Origin of the sequence: Marixanthomonas spongiae (assembly GCF_003095375.1) — a bacterium.
Classification (GTDB): Bacteria; Bacteroidota; Bacteroidia; order Flavobacteriales; family Flavobacteriaceae; genus Marixanthomonas; species Marixanthomonas spongiae.
Genome location: NZ_QEHR01000004.1, coordinates 192,258 through 211,059 on the forward strand (window position 1 = coordinate 192,258; position 18,802 = coordinate 211,059).

Below are 18,802 nucleotides of genomic sequence, written 5' to 3' on the forward strand. Positions count from 1 at the left end.
TTTTTCAATTGTATATGGGAAAACTCTATCTCGTTCCAACGCCTATTGGCAATTTAAAGGATATTACCTTTCGTGCCGTTGAAGTATTGAAGGAAGCCGATCTTATTCTAGCCGAAGATACCCGAACCAGCGGAAAGTTGCTTAAACATTACGGTATTACCACTCCCATGCATTCGCACCATATGCACAACGAACATAAAACGGTGGAAGGAATTGTAAACAGGATTGAAAACGGCGAAACCATTGCCTTAATCAGTGATGCCGGAACTCCAGCAATTAGTGATCCTGGTTTCTTGTTAACGCGTGCCTGTGTAGCAGCGGGGCTTGAGGTGGATTGCCTTCCTGGTGCCACAGCTTTTGTTCCGGCTTTGGTGAACAGCGGATTGCCCAATGATAAATTTGTATTTGAAGGCTTTCTGCCCGTTAAAAAAGGCCGACAAACCCGTTTAACTTTTTTAGCTGAAGAGACCAGGACGATGATTTTCTATGAATCGCCACATAAATTGGTTAAAACACTTACTAATTTTTCTGAATATTTTGGTGCCGAGCGAAAAGTTTCGGTATCCCGTGAAATCACAAAACTGCACGAAGAGACTGTTCGTGGTACGGTGGAAGAGGTCTCGATACACTTTGAAAATAAGCCACCCAAAGGTGAAATCGTGATTGTGGTGTCTGGAAAAAAATAAATATACCCACAATTGCTTTTAATCGTTAACAAAAAATGGAAAATATGCTCTTTCATGTATACAATTTTTTGTAAATTTGCTTTTTATTAAAAGCAAATATTGTGGATGAGTTATTGGAAATACACGAATCGTTAATTCATGCCCTAAAAAACGATAAACGCAGATATCTACTCGAAAAAATAGATTGGTCCAATAGATTGATCGCTATTAAGGGTGCAAGAGGATCTGGAAAAACAACTCTTTTGCTCCAAAGGATAAAGTACTGCTTGCCTGAGGATAACACGGCACTCTATACTTCGCTCGACAACCTATATTTTTTGGAAAACAATGTAGTAAGCCTGGCCAAGGAGTTTACGTTGCAAGGAGGAACCCATTTATTTTTAGATGAAGTGCATGTGTACCCCAATTGGTCCAGGGAACTGAAATTGATTTATGACCAATTTCCCAACCTACATGTTGTTTTTACCTCTTCTTCTATGCTACAGATAGATAAGGGAGCAGCGGATTTGAGTAGGAGAGCGGTGCGGTATTTTTTAAAAGAGCTCTCCTTCCGCGAATTTGTTTATCTCAAAAAAGGTTTTGAACTGCCAGTTTTAACGTTAGACGAGTTAATAAACAACCACACCGAAATAGCTAGAAACGTAAAGGACCGATTGCAATCGCCTATGGTCTATTTTAAGGAATACTTGAAAATAGGGGCATATCCTTATTTTTTGGAAAACCCTAATCTGTACCAGCAAAAATTGCTGACGGTCATAGACTTAATTCTGGAAACCGACTTAAACGTCATTGAAAACATAGGATATACTGATAGCCGAAAAATAAAAAAATTATTGATTGCCATCTCGCAGACCGTACCCTTTGTTCCCAACGTCTCCAAATTGAGCGAGCGCCTTGGCATATCGCGGAATTTTTTGGTGAATTCCATAAAAATCTTAAACCGGGCAGAACTGTTACAAGAACTTTTTAGTCCCACAAAAGGAATAGGTGCCTTGACAAAACCCGAAAAACTGTATTTGAATAATACGAATTTAGTTTATGTGCTGTCCAAAAACCAACCTTCGGAAGGCACACTAAGGGAGACTTTTTTCGCGAACCAGATGAAGCATCTATATGAAACGCACCTTCCAAAGAAAGGGGATTTTTTGATTGAAGGAAAGTACACTTTTGAAGTGGGCGGAAAGGGGAAAAAAAACGATCAGATTAAAGGTGTGCCCAATGCCTTCGTGGTAAGCGATAATATGGAAATTGGCAGTTTAAACGTTATCCCACTGCATCTATTTGGGTTGTTGTATTAGGTTGCAATCATTACCCATTGCCCATTTTACACAGCTTCTACTTTTACACACCGTAACGGAAAGTTTAAAAAATCAAGAAAAGAAAAGTTCTTGATTTTTTTAAATAATCAGCATAGCTCCAGATAACTAAATATGTTTTCCCTTACTCCAACCGTGTTTACCTAAGTATTGTTCGCCACTATCTACAGCCCCTTCTTCAATGGAAGTTCCCATAGAATCGTTCCAACGGTTTAGGTAACCAAATAAAGAAATAACGCCTAGCATTTCCACAATCTCGCCATCGTTCCAGTATTGGTGCAGTCTTTTCTTTATGTCCTCGTCCACGGCATTGGGTACTTGGCTTGCGGCAAGGGAAAAGTCGAGTGCAGCGCGTTCTGCTTCAGAAAAAGAAGGATGCGTGCGGTATTCCCAGATATTATTCAATTGTTCCTGTTGGGCACCGTAGCGTTCTGCAGCTCGAATGGCGTGGGCCTGGCAATAGCGGCAACCGGAGGCATTGCTGCTTACCCATGCAATCATTCGTTTTAAAGCCGACGTTACCCGGCCTTCGTTGGCCATTACGGCTTTGTTAAGCTCAATAAACGCTTTGCTGATTGCCGGTCGATGCTGCATGGTCAAGACGCTGTTGGGGCAAAAGCCCAAGGTTTCGTTGAAAAATTCGGCCAATTGCTTCGTTTTGGCATCGTGGTCTGGAGGAAGCGGTGGTACTAATGGCATAATACAGTTTTATGTTACAGAAAGTTCAGGGTTCAAAATACGTAAAGCTCTATTCAAATTCAAAAAAAAATAAAACGGCTGCGAGAATGTTTTTGCGAATTCTTGCAACCGTTTTAGGGCTAAAACAAATACAAATAATTATTTACAGAATAATACCCTGTCCCAGATAGTATGGTGTTGGTCTTCTCCATTTGTAAGGTTTAATTCTGCAGATAACCTTACCTCGTACGAACAGTTTGGGAGGTTTTTAACGTCGTTGGCATCCACCGTGTTGTTGGCGCCCGTGTATTTCGAGGCCCCAAAGGCTTCCTCGCCAGGACTTGGAAAAGCAACAGGTTCAAAATTGTGGGGTCCGCCCGGTCCGTACATCTTGATGGATACACTGCCAAGGTTTGGGTTTGCTGCCGTATAATTTACCGTCAGTGTATCGGTGATCTTACTGCATCCGCCACCCACTTTCAATTCTTCTAGATCAACGCTGGCGATACCCAACTCATTGCTAGCAGAGGGCAACCATGAACCGCCTTGTGGCACATTTTGATAGGTGGTGTTGAAAATAGCCAACGGACGTGAAAATCCTGCGGCCACTTCAGAAGCTGCATTTCCCACCTCACGTTTTCTCATACGGAGGGCAAAATACCGGTTTTTCTGCAAGGGTGCAGAACTTGATCCTTGGGTCAATCCTGATTGATCAACACTACCGCTTGCAAGTTTGCTGGATATCAGTTTGATCAACGAACCGTTAAAATGTATGTCGAAAATACCGGAATCTTGTGGCACTTGTATCCAGTTTCCATTAAAAGGCACTTCCACTTCTTGGCCATAAGGGGTGGCCGCTGCGGTACCATGAATTTGATACGAATTGTACTTAATAACCGGAAATAAAGCGGTTATCCTTGTCCCAATTTCGCTTTTGGCAATATCGTTGGGTTGCACGTCGGTCCATGTGGTTATGGTAGAAATATCCACCGAAGGATCGGCAACTTCAGCATATTGAAACTTGTATTCCACGGGATTGCCGTTTAGTTTTTTCGATAGCGACCCCCGTAAGTCCAGCGTGCTGTAAAATGCTTGTTCGTTCCAGCTGGTGGAGGCTTTTCCGGTGGTTCTTCCCGTAGCGGGGTCGATATTGAGCACCGGATGGTATTTACGGGCATAGCCTATTTGGTAAAATGCGGCGGGCGGGTCCTGGGTAACATCAGGTGCATCATCCAAGCAAAGTGTTACGCACAGGCAATGCCCCACATTCTTACGGCTCGGTTTGTGTGCTTCGGAAACTGGTTCGGCATCAATTTCTTCTCCGCCCAGCGAAAATTTAAAATAAACATCCGGCCCGTTGTCAAAACTAAATGGCGGTGTGGTCTCCACATTGATCCAAGGCGATAAAAACGTTTTTTTGAAATCGAGTGAACGGTAATAGATACAAAAGCGTCCGTTGGCATCGGTAACAGCGCTCCCTAACAGGTCGTCGGTGATGATATCGTCATCCATGGCGGTAACTTCAATTCCATAAAGGGGCGCTTGGCTTTTGCAATTGATAAGCGTTCCGCAAATAACCCATATATCCAGGCGTTGCAAAATGTAACACCAAATACGTTTCAGCAGGGTATGGTTCCATCCTGCAACAAGGCCGTCTTGGGTTTCACGCCATTTGGGCTGTATAATGTCCATACGTATTTCAAAAGAGTTGAAGCCCTTTGGTGGTTTTGTATTTTCTTGTCCGTAATCTGGAACGGAATCATAGTACAGCACCAGCTCGATAGCCCCACCGTTGTAGTCTGTTTTCTTACCGTCGATTTTAAGTTCGTAATCCCCATTGGCATTGGTGGTGGTTTCGGCCAACAGCTGTTTGTTTCGGCTTTTGATATCTTTTTCCTCAAAAACTTGAGCTACTTCCTTGCTTTGTGCCGCAGTGTAAGCTGTTGCAGCATTTACATCTTGTTCCATGCGATAGGCTCTCAGTTTGGTGTTTGCCAAGGCATGTTTGTTTTCGTCGCAGATTGCAGCGTGCAACCTTCCGTTTACTTTGTACTTCATCTTTTTTCCTTTTGATTACTATTAGGTTTGATTTTGAAGTGCTAAAGTACAGCGGAATGCGATGGAATATAAGAAGTAAACAACTGATAATGAACGGGTAAATACCCTTTTTTTAAAGGGGCATTACCAATGAAATCTAGAAAAAATGCAATAGTTGGAGTTTTATAATGCACGCTATTGAAGGTTTCGCACGGTTTCAGAAAGCAATGGAAGTTGAGGTGCTTTCTATCAATTTTTCAACAGGCGGAAGGTGTTTCCAGCGCATTTCAGAAAATACATTCCGGCGGCAAATGAGGAAAGATCCACTTGGTTCTCGGTGTTTCTGAAGGTTCCTGCAAGCAAAACCCTTCCATTGATATCACTTACAGTATATGAATTGTGGATAGCGTGTTGTCTTTTTAGGTAGAAAACACCATTGGAGGGGTTGGGTAAAACGGTAATTCGGGTCTTAATTTCTTCAGGAATGCCCAATGGATCGTTATGGTACTGAAACAAGAGGATATCTTGAAACGGGTCTAGGCCCATATTGTTTGCAGCTACCAACAGTTTTCCGGAGTTGGTGATCATACTTTTATAGGTATGCTCTATTGTTTCGGGGGCTGGTTCAAACTGGAAACTACTGTCTAACGTACCGTTGCTGTAATAGCGCTTAAAATTAATATTTGTACCGCCTTCATAATCTACAGATGAACTATTGGTTATAAAACGTTGGTTTTGCTGAATCAACTCAACAGAACGCCCTTGGATGTAGCCGTTGGTGCCAAAATTGGCATCAAAATTTCCTTCGGGACTTAATTTGAGCAATTTATACACCATCATCATAAGGTCGAAGTCCCAATAGCTGCAGCTTACCAAAACGCTTTCATCGCTAAAAGCCCGTGTACTGCAAGCAAACTCTTCTTCAATAGGTATTTCTATTTTTCCGTTTGTGCCGAAGGTTGTATCAAGTTCACCGTTTGAATGGTATTTTTCAATGTACGATGGCGCGTTGCCACCGGCGGTTTCATCGTAGTTTAAAAATAGGTTACCACTGGGCAATAAGGTCACTTTTATGCCCGAAACAGACCCGCCGTTGTTTGGGGTAATTGTAAGCAAACCATTTGTGCCGTAAGCAGTATCCAAGTCGCCGTTGGGCAAAAGTCTTTTTAAGATCACTGAGTTATTTTGGTTTTCTTGGACATAAATCTGATCGTTTTCATCCAGCTGTAAAAACCTTCCATCCACATATATGGATCCATTGGTGCCGAAGGCTGTGTCTAAAGAGCCATCGGGAAGCAACCGGATGATCGTTTGGCCGGAGCCGCCATACACAGCTATCAATTTTCCGTTACTTTGAAAAACAATGTTTTTATATTCTAAGGTTATTGGATCTATTAAAAATCCATTATCGGCAAATGAAAGGTCTATCGTTCCGTCTTCCAAGTACATGACAATAAAACTTATCACATCGGTTTCGCCTAAACTTTCTCCCGCAACGGCTATTTTACCCGAAGGCGATTGGGCAACAGCATTAAAGACTTCAACTTGTTGGTCAATATCGGTATAGACTACGCCATTGTTTCCAAAAGAGGGATCATAGCTTCCGTCTTGAGCGATCACCATCCCCAGGTTCAATAAAAATAATAAAAAGAATAAGGTAATTTTGTTCATGGGTTTGGTTTTTGTTTAAAAAATCACTTTCTACGGCTTGCTTATTGCTTGTATTTAACCGCGAGATTGGCTAATTCCTTTTTTTAACTATTTTCAAAATACGTCCATATACGATATCTGCTAAATTCCAATTGTATAATTTAGGGTCTGTTGTGCTTGTGAATTGGATAACAACCGCATCTATTTCTTTGTGGTATTTTGCAATGCTTTGATAGCCTGGCACCCATCCTTTATGCTCATACTTGTAAATGGATGAGTAAATAGCTTGTTCTCCTTCATCAAACAACGTCCCGTCGTTCAATGCCCTTATAAATATCCCTACATCCTCTGCAGAGGCGAGCATGCCTTGTTTGTCGGTTTTTAAATCCAAGGGATGTCCCACGTGATAACCGCTCATCACACTGTCTATGTTCACTTTCTTGAGCGACGGGTAGGTGTGTTTTAATTGAAGCCGATCTAAAATTTCCTTTTGGATAAACTGAAAATGATCGTAACCAAGTACGTTATCCATTATTTTGGAAAGCAACAAATAATTGGTGTTGCTGTACTCGTAGCTTTCATCAGGTTTAAAATCTGCTGGTTTATCAAGAATCAACTCAAGCTTTTCGGTGTTGTTTTCTTTTGGATGCGCCCAATAATTTGGAGTGTCGGTATAATTCGGAATGCCACTTCGATGTTGCACCATCAACCGTATGGTAATTTTATCGGCATATTCAATTTTTCCCTTAAGCTCGGGCAGGTAATAAGCAAGCGTTTTATCTAATGACAAACGTCCATCATGCACTAATTTAGTTATGGCAACGGCCGTATATAGTTTATTGATACTGCCTATTTTGAACAACGCTTTGGGGTTGGCAGGTATTTTGTTGTTTCGGTCATGCCAGCCAGCGGCATAAAATCCTGGGGGGTTACTTGCTTCATCCACATATACAATAATTCCATCAAACCCAAGGTCAACAGCTTCATCCAATTGTTCTTGAATGGTGTCTGGAAGCGGTAATATCCACGCTTTGACCAAAATCCACGGCACAAAAAACAAAGACACAACGGTTCCTACCAGCAAGGCGATTTGGGTTATTCGCTTTATGTTTTTCTTTGTCATCCTGCTTTAAAACGAGCGGCTTTAATGAACCACCTTAAATATACGCATTTTATTTTCAACTTTTGTTTCGTAGCAAGTGCACTAATTTTTATCTTTACTTTTCTCCCCGTTTTATAATCATACCAAATTATGCGCTGGACCTTAAAACCCAAACCTGCTGAAGAAACCGTTAACCGCCTTTCAAAAGAATTGGGCGTCAATACCGTTATTGCCACGCTTTTGGCACAACGCGGAATTGAAACCTTTGATGCCGCCAAACAGTTTTTCCGTCCCCAATTGAGCGATCTCCACGATCCGTTTTTGATGAAAGATATGGACAAGGCGGTAGCACGAATTGAACAAGCCATCGCCAACGAAGAAAATATTTTGGTCTATGGCGATTACGATGTGGACGGCACCACCAGCGTCGCTTTGCTTTCTTCATACCTAAAAAGTTACTATCCTAATGTAGCCACGTATATTCCAGATCGCTATGATGAAGGCTACGGCATTTCGTACAAAGGAATCGATTTTGCTGAAGACAACGGTTTCAGCTTGATTATTGCCTTGGACTGCGGGATAAAAGCAATCGATAAGGTTGCGTATGCTTCTGAAAAGGGAATTAATTTTATTATTTGCGACCATCACCGTCCTGGTGCTGAAATTCCAAAAGCGGTTGCTGTGCTCGATCCCAAAAGGAAAGATTGCGACTATCCGTATAAAGAACTGTGCGGTTGCGGTGTAGGTTTTAAATTGATTCAGGCGCTTTCAGAAAAAAGGGGACTTCAAATTGACGATTTGTTGTTGTACCTTGATTTGGTGGCGACGGCCATTGGTGCCGATATTGTTCCTATTACTGGGGAAAACAGGGTGTTGGCCTATTATGGGTTAAAAGTCATCAATAGCAATCCCAGGGTTGGGTTTCAAGCGATCTTAGCGCAAGTAAAAAAGAAAACCCTCACCATTACCGATGTCGTTTTTATCATCGCCCCACGTATCAATGCTGCCGGAAGGATGAAACACGGCAATCACGCCGTTGCGCTGTTGACGGAAACCGATGTAAACCGTGCTGCTGAATATGCTTCGGAAATTGAACAATTCAACACCGATAGAAGAGATACCGATAAAACCATTACCCAAGAAGCCTTGATGCAGATTGTTGCTAACAATGAAGAAAATCGTAAAACAACGGTGGTGTACCACGAAAATTGGCACAAAGGCGTGATCGGTATTGTAGCGTCGCGGTTAACGGAAACCTACTACCGCCCAACCTTGGTGTTTACCAAAAGCGGCGAAAAGCTAGCTGCTTCGGCGCGTTCGGTAAGGGGTTTTGATGTTTATAATGCGTTGGAAGGCTGTTCGGAATTTATTGAACAGTTTGGCGGCCATAAATATGCAGCAGGATTGACGTTGCATGAAAAGGATTTTGAAAGCTTTAAAAATGAATTTGAAAAAGTGGTTTCAGAAACCATCGACCCGAAACTACTGCAACCCGAACTGCAAATTGATGCTGAAATCGATTTAACTGAAATAACCCCAAAATTATATCGTCTTTTAAAGCAGTTCGCTCCCTTTGGCCCCGGAAATATGACCCCCGTATTTATGACGCAAGGTTTAAAAGACACGGGTTGGGGCAAGTGTGTTGGCGAAGATAAAACGCATTTGCGAATTACCGTTAAGCAAGGTAATTCGCCACAGTTTGTGTGCATAGGTTTTGGAATGGCAGAAAAACAAGACATCGCTTGTGGAGATGCCCCATTTAAAGCGGCTTATGTAATCGATGAAAACGAGTGGCAAGGCAATGTGAGCTTGCAGCTTCGCTTGAAAGATATTAGGGAATAAATTTTAAACCAATATCCTGCAAGGTCTTTGGGACCTTGTAGGTATAAAAAAACAGGAAATAACGACAAAGCTACGAGGTTTTTACTTGTCCGCTGGGTGGAAAACCTTGCAGGATAGGTATAACTTAAGGAGTTTACTATAAATAAAAAATACAGTTTAGTACATTGAAAAGAGTTTTTCCATTCATATTGCTTATCTTATTTGGATTGTTTTCCAGCCAACTTCAGGCCCAAGAAATTTCAGGGAGGGTGTACGATGATGCTTCAGCGTTACCTGGCGTCACTGTTTTTAACAGCAACGAAAAAACGGCTGTGGTTACTAATGAAGACGGCGCGTTTACAATTAAAGCAACTATTGGTGATACGCTTACATTTCAGTCGTCGTTTCATATAAGCCAAGATAAAATTATCACAATGGCCGAATATAGAACGCTTTTAATTGTTGAATTAAAGCAAAAAGTAAACACCTTAGATGAGGTGCTATTAAGCGGAAAAGAAAAAGAGTTTGATGTAGAAAAATACAATGCTGATTTAAGCAAACAAATAGAAAATGACATTAAAAACAATCCGTTTGACTATGGAAAAGCTCCGGCTGGAGGTGGGGTAAATTTATTGGCTCTTGTAAAACTGGCCATTTCAATTTTTAAAAAGAAACCCGAAAAACAAATTATATATGCCACACAAACCGATTTAATACATCTTTTTAATGAAGATGAATTTTTTACCGAAACCTTACTCGAAAGCACCTTGAAAATCCCGAAGCACTATAAAAACCTATTTTTAGATTATTGTGCTGCCAAACAGATTGAAGAAGATCTTTTAAAAGAAGAAAACAAATTTCAGTTACTTGATATTTTGGTTATTAGCAGTAACGAATTCAAAGAAATTTTAGTGGAATATGAAGCAGGTAAATAGTTTTTTAATATATCCTGCAAGGTCTTTGTGACCTTGTAGGTATAAAAAAAGGCCCTAGTATCCCGATAAAGATAAGGGCTAAAGACCTCAAGGCTTTTACTTGTCCGCTGGGGTGAAAAACCTTGCAAGATGGAGCTTGGTCTATTGATTTCTGCTTTGGTATAGCTCAAACTCCTTCAACTTAAACTTTTCGCCATCAAAAACGCCGTAGGTATAATGGTTTATCCAATCGCCCAAGTTGAAATATGTTGAATTGTCGCCCACTTGTATTTCCATCGGTAGATGGCGGTGGCCAAATACAAAATAATCGTAATGCTTGGTTTCCAGTTTCCGCTTGGCATATTGTGCTAGCCATTCGTTTTCTTCGCCTAAAAACTGCTGGTCTTCATCACCGGAAATCAGTTTATTCTTTACCGAAAGGTGCTGCGCCAACCGCACCCCAATATCTGGATGCACCCACCGGAACAACCACTTTGAAAATGGATTGACAAACACTTTTTTCATGCGTTTATAACCTTTATCGCCAGGCCCTTTCCCGTCGCCGTGGCCAATAAAAAAACGTTTGTTGTTGAATACAAACTCTTTGGGGTCGTGATAAACCGGAATATTTAATTCTTCTTCAAAATAACCGTGCATCCAGAGATCGTGGTTGCCTACAAAAAAGTGAATGGGGATACCGCTGTCGCTAATTTCGGCTAATTTCCCCAGTACGCGTACAAAACCCTTTGGAACCACTGTTTTATATTCAAACCAAAAATCGAACAGATCACCCAGCAAGAAAATGGCGGCGGCATCTTGTTTTACTTCGTCCAGCCAAGCGATGAACTTTTGTTCCCGGGGTTTGCTTTCGGCAGCAGTTGGGGCGCCCAAGTGGTTGTCGCTGGAAAAGTAGATTTTTTTGCCTTCTGGTAGTTGCATAGGGTAAAGATAATAAAAGACCCTTCGACTTTCAGGATTCTAAGTAAAGTTAATTGTCCGAAGCATACCATTCGGCGTAGCTCGTGGCAGTTTCCTGTAGTTTTAAGGAATGCAATTGTAGGTTATGAGGCAGTCTCTTTTTAAGTTTTTCAGCAAAATCAATCACCATCATTTCGCTGGTAGGTTGATAATCTACCAATAATACGTTGTGATCGCGGTTTTTTAATTCTTTTGCCAGTTCAACGTGTGGCGTATTCTTATTAAAAACGGTGGCGTGATCAAAAACATCAACGATTTCTTCTTTCACAATCTTTTTAAGGTCCCCAAAATCGATGACCATGCCGTATTTTACATGGTCGGTATCATCAATGGGCGTACCAATAACCGTAACCGAAAGCTTATAACTGTGGCCGTGCACATTGCGGCACTTGCCGTCGTATCCATACAAGGCGTGGCCGGTTTCAAAAGAAAATTGTTTGGTGATTCGAATCTTGCTCATAACTGTATTTTATGGTGCAAAGATAGCAGTTTTAAGCACACTAATTTTTCTGAAAAACATATCAGTTTCTGAAGTATATTTGCGCACTTTTATTTTTCATATCTAAGCAATGGAAGAATTGTTTGAGCAGTTGGATTTTGCCGTAAATCCTGTTTTTGAAACTATTATTGAAGACATTCAAACCCAGAAGTTTTCAATTATTGACAATTTTTTTTCTTCGGAAGAAGTTGTTCAACTTCGGGATTCGTTATTGGAAAAATACAAAGCAGACCGATTTAAAAAATCAGCTATCGGAAATCGAGTACAAGAAGAAATCCATACCGAAATACGCGGCGATTTCATACTGTGGATGGATCAAAATAAAGCTACCCCAACCGAGCAGTTGTTTTTCGATAAAATCAACGAATTGGTTGAGTATTTAAACAGAACGTGTTTTCTAGGTATTTTACACAAAGAATTTCATTATGCCGTGTACCCCACTGGTACCTTTTATGCAAAGCATCTTGACACATTTCAAAATGATGACAGACGAAAGTTATCTGTAGTGTGCTATTTGAACGAAGCCAATTGGCCCAGGGAAAACGGTGGCGAACTGAGTTTGTATCTAGAAAATAATGAAGTACTTGATGTATTACCACTTCCGGGACGCGTGGTTATTTTTGAAAGTCAAGAACTGGAACACGAAGTGAAAGTTGTAAAAGCTTCCGAACGGTACAGCATCACCGGTTGGCTGAAAAGCCGCTAATCATCGGTTTTTATATTTTTTGTAAACGACCACCACTACTACCAATATAGCGAGGATTAAAAACAATCCGGGCCCGCCAATAAATTCTAAAAAGTCCAAGTATTACTTTTTTTATTTAAATGTATCGATAAATTCTTTGTAGAAATTGATAAAAGGCTGCAATACCTGTGTCCAATCTGAAAACTGTAAAGAATATTCAGTCGTTAGCTCGAAAGCACCATCTTTATAAACCCCTGTGATATGCGGTTCAAATGTTCCCTTCTTTGCAATTTCATTTAAATGAGCAACTGATTCAGAAGTTTTAAAAAAGTGATTGATATTGATGTTTTCAGATTTAATCTTAAATCTTTTTTTGTTTTTTGAAAATAAAGTTGAAAAATGACTTTTAGTGATAAGCTCAAAGTTCAACCTTTTCTTTTGAGTAGTAATCTTACATTCAATTAAACCATTAAAGCACGTTCCAGTGTCATTTTTAATGATAATTAAATGGTCTTTATAATATAGTGTTAAAAGATATATAATATAAGGGCTTCGAACACCGCCTCCAAGACTAACAACTTTTTCTTCAGAAGAAAATTTTGCATTCTCAGTTTCAGCTATCCTTAAAAATTCAGCTTCAACCATAAAGTCAAAACTACAATTAAACCTCCTTATTTAAATATTTTCTTCGGAATTTTATCACCAATCCGCCGGCCCGTATCAACATCCATACAAAAAAGGCAATCCAGATGGCGTATAGTTTCAGCCCAAAATAATCTGAAATAAGCAACGCAGGCGTAAAGCCTAAAAAGGTGGCGACCAACAATAAATTGCGCAAATATTTTGCTTCGCCCAAGCCTTTAAAGATTCCGTCGAACATAAAGGCGATGGCATTTACCGGTTGCATGAGCAACACAATCCAAAACACCGAACTGAACAACACCAAAACTGTGGCTTCTTTATTGAACAGCAGCCCAATTTCGTCATACGCCAACGCACAGCCCGCCATTAATATGAGGGCGATCAAGATAGCGTATTTGCTTATTTTTTTGCTCAATACCCAAAGCGATTTATAATCTTTTGCACCTAATAAGCGCCCGCCAATGGCATTACCGGCATTGGCATACCCATCGATAAAAAAACTGAAAAACAACCAAATGTTCATTAAAATACTCTGGGCAGCGATGTAGTTTTTACCGTAATCGGTTGCGTAGGCGTTTGCCAAATAAATAGCAAAGTTTAACGCTGCCGTACGCACAAAAAGGTTGGCGGCCATCAATAACAATGGCTTCAGTTGTGGATTGATATTGAAACTCAACTTTAAATGAAACGGTGTTTTTTTCCAGAAAAACCACAACGCCATTACCAGCATGACGCTCTGCGCCGCCAAACTTGCGTAGGCAGCACCTTTTAAATGCAGTGGTGGGATTACACCTTCTACACCATACACCAGCAAATAATCCAAAACGACATTCACGAATGCTCCGGTAAGGCTGCATTTCATCGCCCAATAGGTGTTTTGCAGCCCACGGAAAATCCCAAAAATGGCAAAGGTGACCAAGGTTAGCGGATAGCCGATGGCCCGAATGCGGTAATAATCGGCCGAGTAGCTTAAAATAAGCCCTTCGGCATTGTACAAACTGAAAATGGCTTCAGAAAAAAGAGCAGTTATTCCGTAAATAAATAGGCTCAATACCAAGTTGAACCCAATGGCCTGCGGAATCAAGGTTTTAACTGCGTGCAACCTATTGGCACCCAGATGTTGCGATACAATGGCTGAAATGGCTGTTTTGGTCTGTGCAACAATCCAAATAATGGCCGATAGGAACGACCCCACCAGCCCGGCGGCCGCCAATGCTTCGACCGAATGTTTTTCCACATTGCCAATCACGGCGATATCGGTCAACGAAATCAACGGTTCGGCTATTCCCGCGATAATGGCCGGGATGGCTATTTTATTAATGCTCTTAAAACTGATCTGTGTGTTCAAAGCGAGTTGATTGAGTGGGCAAAAATAGCGGTCTAAACCTTAAAAGACCAACTCATAGCAATAAAAAGGGTGTTCGCTTTGCTTTGGAAAATAAATGGAACTTAGTTTTTGATAACCACGGGCTTTATAAAACTTTTGGTTGCGTTTGTTTTGGCTGAAGGTGTCCAACCGAACGGAAACCGCACCACTGTCTTTAGCCCTTTGTTCGGCAAAATCCATTAAGCGCTTGGCGTAGCCTTTGTGTTGATGTTTTGGATGGATGGCCAAACGGTGGATGTAATAGTTGTTGCCATCTTCGGTAAGCCAAGTAACAGTATTGTATTCTTCGTCTTTTAAAGTTGAAAGAACAATGCTACCAATGATATTCCCTGAAATGACAAGCACGTATAGCTCGCCTCGTTTTGTGTCTTTTTGAGATGCAGCTTTGGTAGGATAGTGCTCATTCCATTGAAAAATGTTTTCGGTCAACATTTTAGCGGCGCAGGCGCGGGTTATCGCGACAATTTCTTCGATTTCCGTGGTTTTTGCTTTCCGAATCATTTTAGTTAAAAAAGTTTTACTCTAATTAAGAGGCTTTGCTATGACCGAAAATATAGCTTTTCAGTAAAACAAAATCCGTAAAACAAAAAAAGCAAGGCCTTTTTAAAACCTTGCTTTTAAGTGGAGCATATCGGAGTCGAACCGATGACCTTTTGGCTGCCAGCCAAACGCTCTAGCCAACTGAGCTAATGCCCCAATTGTGGAATGCGAAAATAAGCAATTTTTTAAAAGTATGGCATTATTTTAAAAAATCTATGGTAAAATTAACAACTTCCTGCATCGGGGAAGGTAACCCGCCTTTTTCCCAAGGGTGCTTAGTGCCAAAAACGTGGTTGGCGTCTTCGATGATTTTCAAGGTGCTTTCTGGACTCCATTGGTGCAAGTTTTTGGCTTCTGCAGCCGAAACTGTAGAATCGTTACCCCCGTGAACGATCAACTGCGGAATTTCCAACTGTTCAACCGCTCTTTTAATGGTGAGCCGCTCTTCATTTTCTTTAAAATTGGTGTAAAACTGAAAGTAGTGTGGCATTTGTTGCTTAGTGCGGCCGTTTTCAACGTATTTAACGCCTTTTTCTTTCCATTCCTTAAATTCGTTGCTGCCTTCCTTAAAACGGACTTTATAATCACTTACGCCTGCCCAAGTGACGACTTTTTTTATTTTATCGTTTTCTTCGGCTTTAATCAATGCGATTCCACCGCCACGGCTGTGGCCAATCAACGAAATGTTTTTCACTTCGGCTTCTTGCACATAGCGTTTGGTAGTTGCAACATAGTCGATCACGTACTCTAAATCGTCCAGTTCTTTGGTGTAATTGTTTTGGGCAAAAGCCTCCAAATCTGGAAAATCAATGGGCTCATCCACCGTCCCACCATTGTAAGAAAAATTGAATTTTATAAAGAAGAAACCGGCCTTGGCAAACGCTTCTGCCACTAAATGCCAAGCACCCCAATCTTTAAAACCTTTGTAGCCATGGCAAAAAATGACTATGGGTTTTGGTTTTTGGGTTTCGGTAAAATACACATCGTAAACAATGGGTTTTTTGTGCGCTCTATGCAGTATGTTATTGTGTTCAATCATCATTCAATTTCTTTTTCAGTGAACGGAATTTCTTTAGTGCAGATTTCCAAGATTAATTTTTTCAATTCCACAGCAAACGCATCCAGTGTTGCTTGCGTAATGATTTGGTCTTTTGCACCGCCCCGGACTTTTTCTTTCTTTCCGAACTTTAAAAATCCGTTGTTGAGGTTCTTAAAAGATATAATGCCGGCTTCAGTATTTTCAAAGGGCTTTTCGTGGTTGAACATCAACGCATATGCCAATACCTGAAACGACTTGCTGTATTTATAATCTAAGGAAATTTCTTCCCAATCTACCAATTCTACGTTATTTTGTGCCACTTTTCCGGTTTTATAATCGATAATGCGCAATTGACCGTTGTATTGGTCCACGCGGTCCACCTTTCCCCTTATTTTTACTGGAAATGGTAATTCTGAAATGGGGAGGTCAACGTCTAAATTGTTTTCAATGGAAATAATCTTTATCTCGTTGCCGGCTTTTATTTCTGAAATTTCGTGGTTGATGAAATTTTCAATGTAGCGTTTCGCCACCTCAAAAATGATAAGGTTTTTGCCTTTATCGAAGGTTCCGCCTTTGAACGTATCTTTAAATTGCTTGGTGACTTCTTCTTCAATTTTTGGTTTTAAATTGTTTAATATTTCCGAAGTGAGCAGCTTTCCCTCATGCGGTTTGTAAAATATTTCCAAGGTATCATGAACAATGGTACCAAGCGTATTGGCTGCAACGGTTTCTTCCACTTCTTCGGTTTCTTGGAGTCGCAATATTTTCTGAAAATAAAAATCAATTGGGTTACGTATGTAGCTGGTTAGTGCCGAAGGAGAGAACCCTTTGCCGGCAATTTCCTGCAATCGTTGCATTACCGCATCTGTTTTTTCGATGGTTTTCATTGTTTGTACCGTTGGCGTGATTTTAGGCGACAAAACCGTTTTGGAAATAGTATGGTTGGCTTGCTTTTCAATTTCCAACTGCAGTAGAAAACGGCTTTTTTCGCCTGTGTTTATGCCTTCGGAATGATTGTTATACAACAACGTAACCTCTTTGGCCCGTTGTAGCATATGGTAAAAATGATAGGTGTAAATAGCATCTTTTTCGGTATAAAGCGGCAGGTTGAACTCTTTTTTCAAATCGTAAGTAATAAACGATGCGTTCGATTTGCCAGTGGGTAATACCCCTTCATTGACCGAGGTAACGATGATGTTTTCAAAATCGAGCACCCGGGTTTCCAAGACACCCATAATTTGTAACCCTTCATACGCATCACCTTCAAAATCCAGCGAGGTGGTGGCCACCAGTTCGGCGAACAGGCTTTGAACGGTCTTTACCGAGTCTAAATGTGGGTAATCATGGTTTAAAGCTTCGATCTTGCTGAATATCTGGTATAGTTGATACAAAACAACGCGTTGCACAGGGTTTTCCTGAAATTGCTTCTTCAGCTCGTTCAGTATCTTCAAACAATTTGTTACAGCTGTTTCGCTTTTATTTCCCCAATCTTGAAATAAGAGGGCAACCATTTTAGCATCCTCTTTATCTGAAAACTGCGAGATGTCCTTACTGCTGAGATGGGTTTTGTTTTCAGTGCTTATTTTATGTGAAATATCTGAAGCACTGGAGAGCAAAACCGTTCCTAAGGGATGGTTGATTAGGCTTAAAATATCCTTATAGTACATCCACTTTGATTGTTCTTTTGATGCTCCTGAAACAACTGAGTGCAACGATAATAGGAGTTCAAAAAATAATGTGGCCGGAACGTTCTTGAGCACTGCACCCATGGTTACATTCACCGAATCGACATTGGGTGGCAGGGAGTGAAGCATTGGGATGAGCAAATTCTCGTCGGCCAAAACCACTGCGGTTTTATGGAGTTTTTCTTTGGAATAACCCGCCAAAAGTTCGCCCACATACTTTGCTTGGCCTATATTTTTTTGCACTTCTACAAAATGAATGTCTTTTTTAGCTTTAAAATGGTCGGTGATGCCTTGCGGTCTGTTTTTTTCTTTGTTGGCAGATTCGTTTTTATAATATCCCCATTTTTTTAAGTACCTTCTTATGAAAAGTGAAGCACTATGTTTGGGGTCGTTCATAAAGGTTTCATCGGCATCCCAATACACTTCTGTATTACCGGTTTGCAATAGGTGTTGTATAATGTGTTGCTCGGCGGCGTTTAAAGCATTAAAGCCTATAAAAGCATATTTTTCGTTTTTACGTTCTTTACTGTAGGTTTTTATTTTTTCTGAAGCCACTCGATACACCAGTCCTTGATATCCTATAGCTTCTTTTAGCAGTATTTGTTTTATGTTGTTGTACAAATCCAACAGACTGTTCCAGAATTGCAGGTATTTTTCAATAAGTTCGGTTTTCTCTTCTTGTAAGTTCCAGCGCTCCAAAGTTTTTATGCTGCCCAAATATGTGAAGAAAGCTTTTGGATCGACCAAATAGCGGTCAATTTCATTAAAATCGTTAAGCAGTGTGGGTGCCCAGGTGCTGTAGTTTTCAAAGTTCCCTTTTTCAGAAAAAGAAGCAGTGTTTAAATAAACTTGGTAGCTTTTAAAAAGTAGTTCGGTACTATCTATGATCGAAAGGCCCGAGACCTGTTCTATAAAAGTTTCAATACTGATTATTTTCGGTAAAAACGAAGCCGTCTGTGCGTGTTTTCCCAAATAGTTTTTAAGGAAACCACCGGCGCGTTTACTGGGTAGGACGAGCGTAAGTTCGGCAATGTCATCGTGGTTTTTTTTTAAGCTAAGCAGGGTTTCTTCCAAAAATGTTTGCATACCCTAAAAATAAGAAACGCCCCCGATTTACGGAGGCGTTTCTGCTATTTATTTAAG

At 40.7% G+C, this 18,802-nt stretch carries 16 protein-coding genes and 1 tRNA gene; 5 read left to right on the plus strand and 12 right to left on the minus strand.

Annotation, left to right across the window (positions count from 1 at the left end):
* The first annotated feature begins 14 nt into the window (after positions 1-14).
* Together rsmI and DDV96_RS07335 are read left to right on the plus strand one after the other, a co-directional pair.
* The gene (rsmI, locus tag DDV96_RS07330) at positions 15-686 is read left to right on the plus strand and encodes a 16S rRNA (cytidine(1402)-2'-O)-methyltransferase (protein ID WP_116694108.1); all 672 of its coding nucleotides are present in this window, start codon (positions 15-17) and stop codon (positions 684-686) included.
* Between the two features lie 101 nt (positions 687-787).
* Positions 788-1,984 carry an ATP-binding protein gene (locus DDV96_RS07335; RefSeq protein WP_116694109.1) on the plus strand — a complete coding sequence of 399 codons (1,197 nt, stop codon included), beginning with the start codon at positions 788-790 and terminating at the stop codon, positions 1,982-1,984.
* 126 nt (positions 1,985-2,110) lie between these two features.
* Here the strand turns inward: DDV96_RS07335 and DDV96_RS07340 are convergent, their stop codons facing one another.
* The 4 genes from DDV96_RS07340 to DDV96_RS07355 form a co-directional block, all read right to left on the minus strand.
* Complete coding sequence (locus DDV96_RS07340) at positions 2,111-2,701, minus strand: carboxymuconolactone decarboxylase family protein (protein ID WP_116694110.1); 591 nt, start codon at positions 2,699-2,701, stop codon at positions 2,111-2,113.
* Positions 2,702-2,839: 138 nt separating this feature from the next.
* Positions 2,840-4,738, minus strand: coding sequence for a hypothetical protein (locus DDV96_RS07345; protein ID WP_116694111.1), 1,899 nt, complete (start codon positions 4,736-4,738; stop codon positions 2,840-2,842).
* 228 nt (positions 4,739-4,966) lie between these two features.
* Positions 4,967-6,388 (minus strand): T9SS type A sorting domain-containing protein, encoded by a 1,422-nt coding sequence (locus tag DDV96_RS07350; protein WP_116694112.1) that lies wholly within the window; start codon positions 6,386-6,388, stop codon positions 4,967-4,969.
* A gap of 70 nt (positions 6,389-6,458) precedes the next feature.
* A complete protein-coding gene (locus tag DDV96_RS07355) occupies positions 6,459-7,490 on the minus strand; it encodes a serine hydrolase domain-containing protein (RefSeq protein WP_116694113.1) in 1,032 nt (343 codons plus the stop codon).
* A 129-nt stretch (positions 7,491-7,619) separates the two neighbouring features.
* Here DDV96_RS07355 and recJ point away from each other — a divergent pair, with 129 nt between their 5' ends.
* Together recJ and DDV96_RS07365 are read left to right on the plus strand one after the other, a co-directional pair.
* Positions 7,620-9,311, plus strand: a complete 1,692-nt coding sequence (gene recJ / locus DDV96_RS07360; RefSeq protein WP_116694114.1) for a single-stranded-DNA-specific exonuclease RecJ — start codon at positions 7,620-7,622, stop codon at positions 9,309-9,311.
* Between the two features lie 164 nt (positions 9,312-9,475).
* The gene (locus DDV96_RS07365) at positions 9,476-10,225 is read left to right on the plus strand and encodes a carboxypeptidase-like regulatory domain-containing protein (protein WP_165805983.1); all 750 of its coding nucleotides are present in this window, start codon (positions 9,476-9,478) and stop codon (positions 10,223-10,225) included.
* Between the two features lie 141 nt (positions 10,226-10,366).
* On the opposite strand, the gene DDV96_RS07370 is transcribed toward DDV96_RS07365, so the two are convergent.
* Both DDV96_RS07370 and DDV96_RS07375 read right to left on the minus strand, forming a co-directional pair.
* Positions 10,367-11,143: a UDP-2,3-diacylglucosamine diphosphatase gene (locus DDV96_RS07370; RefSeq protein WP_116694116.1), complete on the minus strand. Its 777-nt coding sequence runs from the start codon at positions 11,141-11,143 to the stop codon at positions 10,367-10,369.
* A 49-nt stretch (positions 11,144-11,192) separates the two neighbouring features.
* Positions 11,193-11,642 (minus strand): 6-pyruvoyl trahydropterin synthase family protein, encoded by a 450-nt coding sequence (locus tag DDV96_RS07375; protein ID WP_116694117.1) that lies wholly within the window; start codon positions 11,640-11,642, stop codon positions 11,193-11,195.
* 109 nt (positions 11,643-11,751) lie between these two features.
* Here DDV96_RS07375 and DDV96_RS07380 point away from each other — a divergent pair, with 109 nt between their 5' ends.
* Positions 11,752-12,387, plus strand: coding sequence for a 2OG-Fe(II) oxygenase (locus tag DDV96_RS07380; RefSeq protein ID WP_116694118.1), 636 nt, complete (start codon positions 11,752-11,754; stop codon positions 12,385-12,387).
* 111 nt (positions 12,388-12,498) lie between these two features.
* Here DDV96_RS07380 and DDV96_RS07385 read toward each other — a convergent pair whose 3' ends face one another.
* The 6 genes from DDV96_RS07385 to DDV96_RS07410 form a co-directional block, all read right to left on the minus strand.
* Complete coding sequence (locus tag DDV96_RS07385; RefSeq protein ID WP_116694119.1) at positions 12,499-13,011, minus strand: hypothetical protein; 513 nt, start codon at positions 13,009-13,011, stop codon at positions 12,499-12,501.
* 16 nt (positions 13,012-13,027) lie between these two features.
* Positions 13,028-14,356, minus strand: a complete 1,329-nt coding sequence (locus DDV96_RS07390; RefSeq protein ID WP_116694120.1) for an MATE family efflux transporter — start codon at positions 14,354-14,356, stop codon at positions 13,028-13,030.
* Between the two features lie 39 nt (positions 14,357-14,395).
* Complete coding sequence (locus DDV96_RS07395) at positions 14,396-14,896, minus strand: GNAT family N-acetyltransferase (RefSeq protein WP_116694121.1); 501 nt, start codon at positions 14,894-14,896, stop codon at positions 14,396-14,398.
* Between the two features lie 121 nt (positions 14,897-15,017).
* Positions 15,018-15,091 (minus strand) — tRNA-Ala (locus tag DDV96_RS07400).
* 43 nt (positions 15,092-15,134) lie between these two features.
* Positions 15,135-15,977, minus strand: coding sequence for an alpha/beta hydrolase family protein (locus DDV96_RS07405; protein ID WP_116694122.1), 843 nt, complete (start codon positions 15,975-15,977; stop codon positions 15,135-15,137).
* Positions 15,974-18,745: a PD-(D/E)XK nuclease family protein gene (locus tag DDV96_RS07410; RefSeq protein WP_116694123.1), complete on the minus strand. Its 2,772-nt coding sequence runs from the start codon at positions 18,743-18,745 to the stop codon at positions 15,974-15,976. The genes DDV96_RS07405 and DDV96_RS07410 overlap by 4 nt, the downstream gene beginning before the upstream one ends.
* Positions 18,746-18,802: the final 57 nt, after the last annotated feature.

Coding starts and splice junctions, on each gene's coding strand:
- rsmI (WP_116694108.1), top strand. CDS start 15: ATGGGAAAACTCTATCTCGTTCCAACGCCTATTGGCAATTTAAAGGAT.
- DDV96_RS07340 (WP_116694110.1), bottom strand. CDS start 2,701: ATGCCATTAGTACCACCGCTTCCTCCAGACCACGATGCCAAAACGAAG.
- DDV96_RS07345 (WP_116694111.1), bottom strand. CDS start 4,738: ATGAAGTACAAAGTAAACGGAAGGTTGCACGCTGCAATCTGCGACGAA.
- DDV96_RS07350 (WP_116694112.1), bottom strand. CDS start 6,388: ATGAACAAAATTACCTTATTCTTTTTATTATTTTTATTGAACCTGGGG.
- DDV96_RS07355 (WP_116694113.1), bottom strand. CDS start 7,490: ATGACAAAGAAAAACATAAAGCGAATAACCCAAATCGCCTTGCTGGTA.
- recJ (WP_116694114.1), top strand. CDS start 7,620: ATGCGCTGGACCTTAAAACCCAAACCTGCTGAAGAAACCGTTAACCGC.
- DDV96_RS07370 (WP_116694116.1), bottom strand. CDS start 11,143: ATGCAACTACCAGAAGGCAAAAAAATCTACTTTTCCAGCGACAACCAC.
- DDV96_RS07375 (WP_116694117.1), bottom strand. CDS start 11,642: ATGAGCAAGATTCGAATCACCAAACAATTTTCTTTTGAAACCGGCCAC.
- DDV96_RS07380 (WP_116694118.1), top strand. CDS start 11,752: ATGGAAGAATTGTTTGAGCAGTTGGATTTTGCCGTAAATCCTGTTTTT.
- DDV96_RS07385 (WP_116694119.1), bottom strand. CDS start 13,011: ATGGTTGAAGCTGAATTTTTAAGGATAGCTGAAACTGAGAATGCAAAA.
- DDV96_RS07395 (WP_116694121.1), bottom strand. CDS start 14,896: ATGATTCGGAAAGCAAAAACCACGGAAATCGAAGAAATTGTCGCGATA.
- DDV96_RS07405 (WP_116694122.1), bottom strand. CDS start 15,977: ATGATGATTGAACACAATAACATACTGCATAGAGCGCACAAAAAACCC.
- DDV96_RS07410 (WP_116694123.1), bottom strand. CDS start 18,745: ATGCAAACATTTTTGGAAGAAACCCTGCTTAGCTTAAAAAAAAACCAC.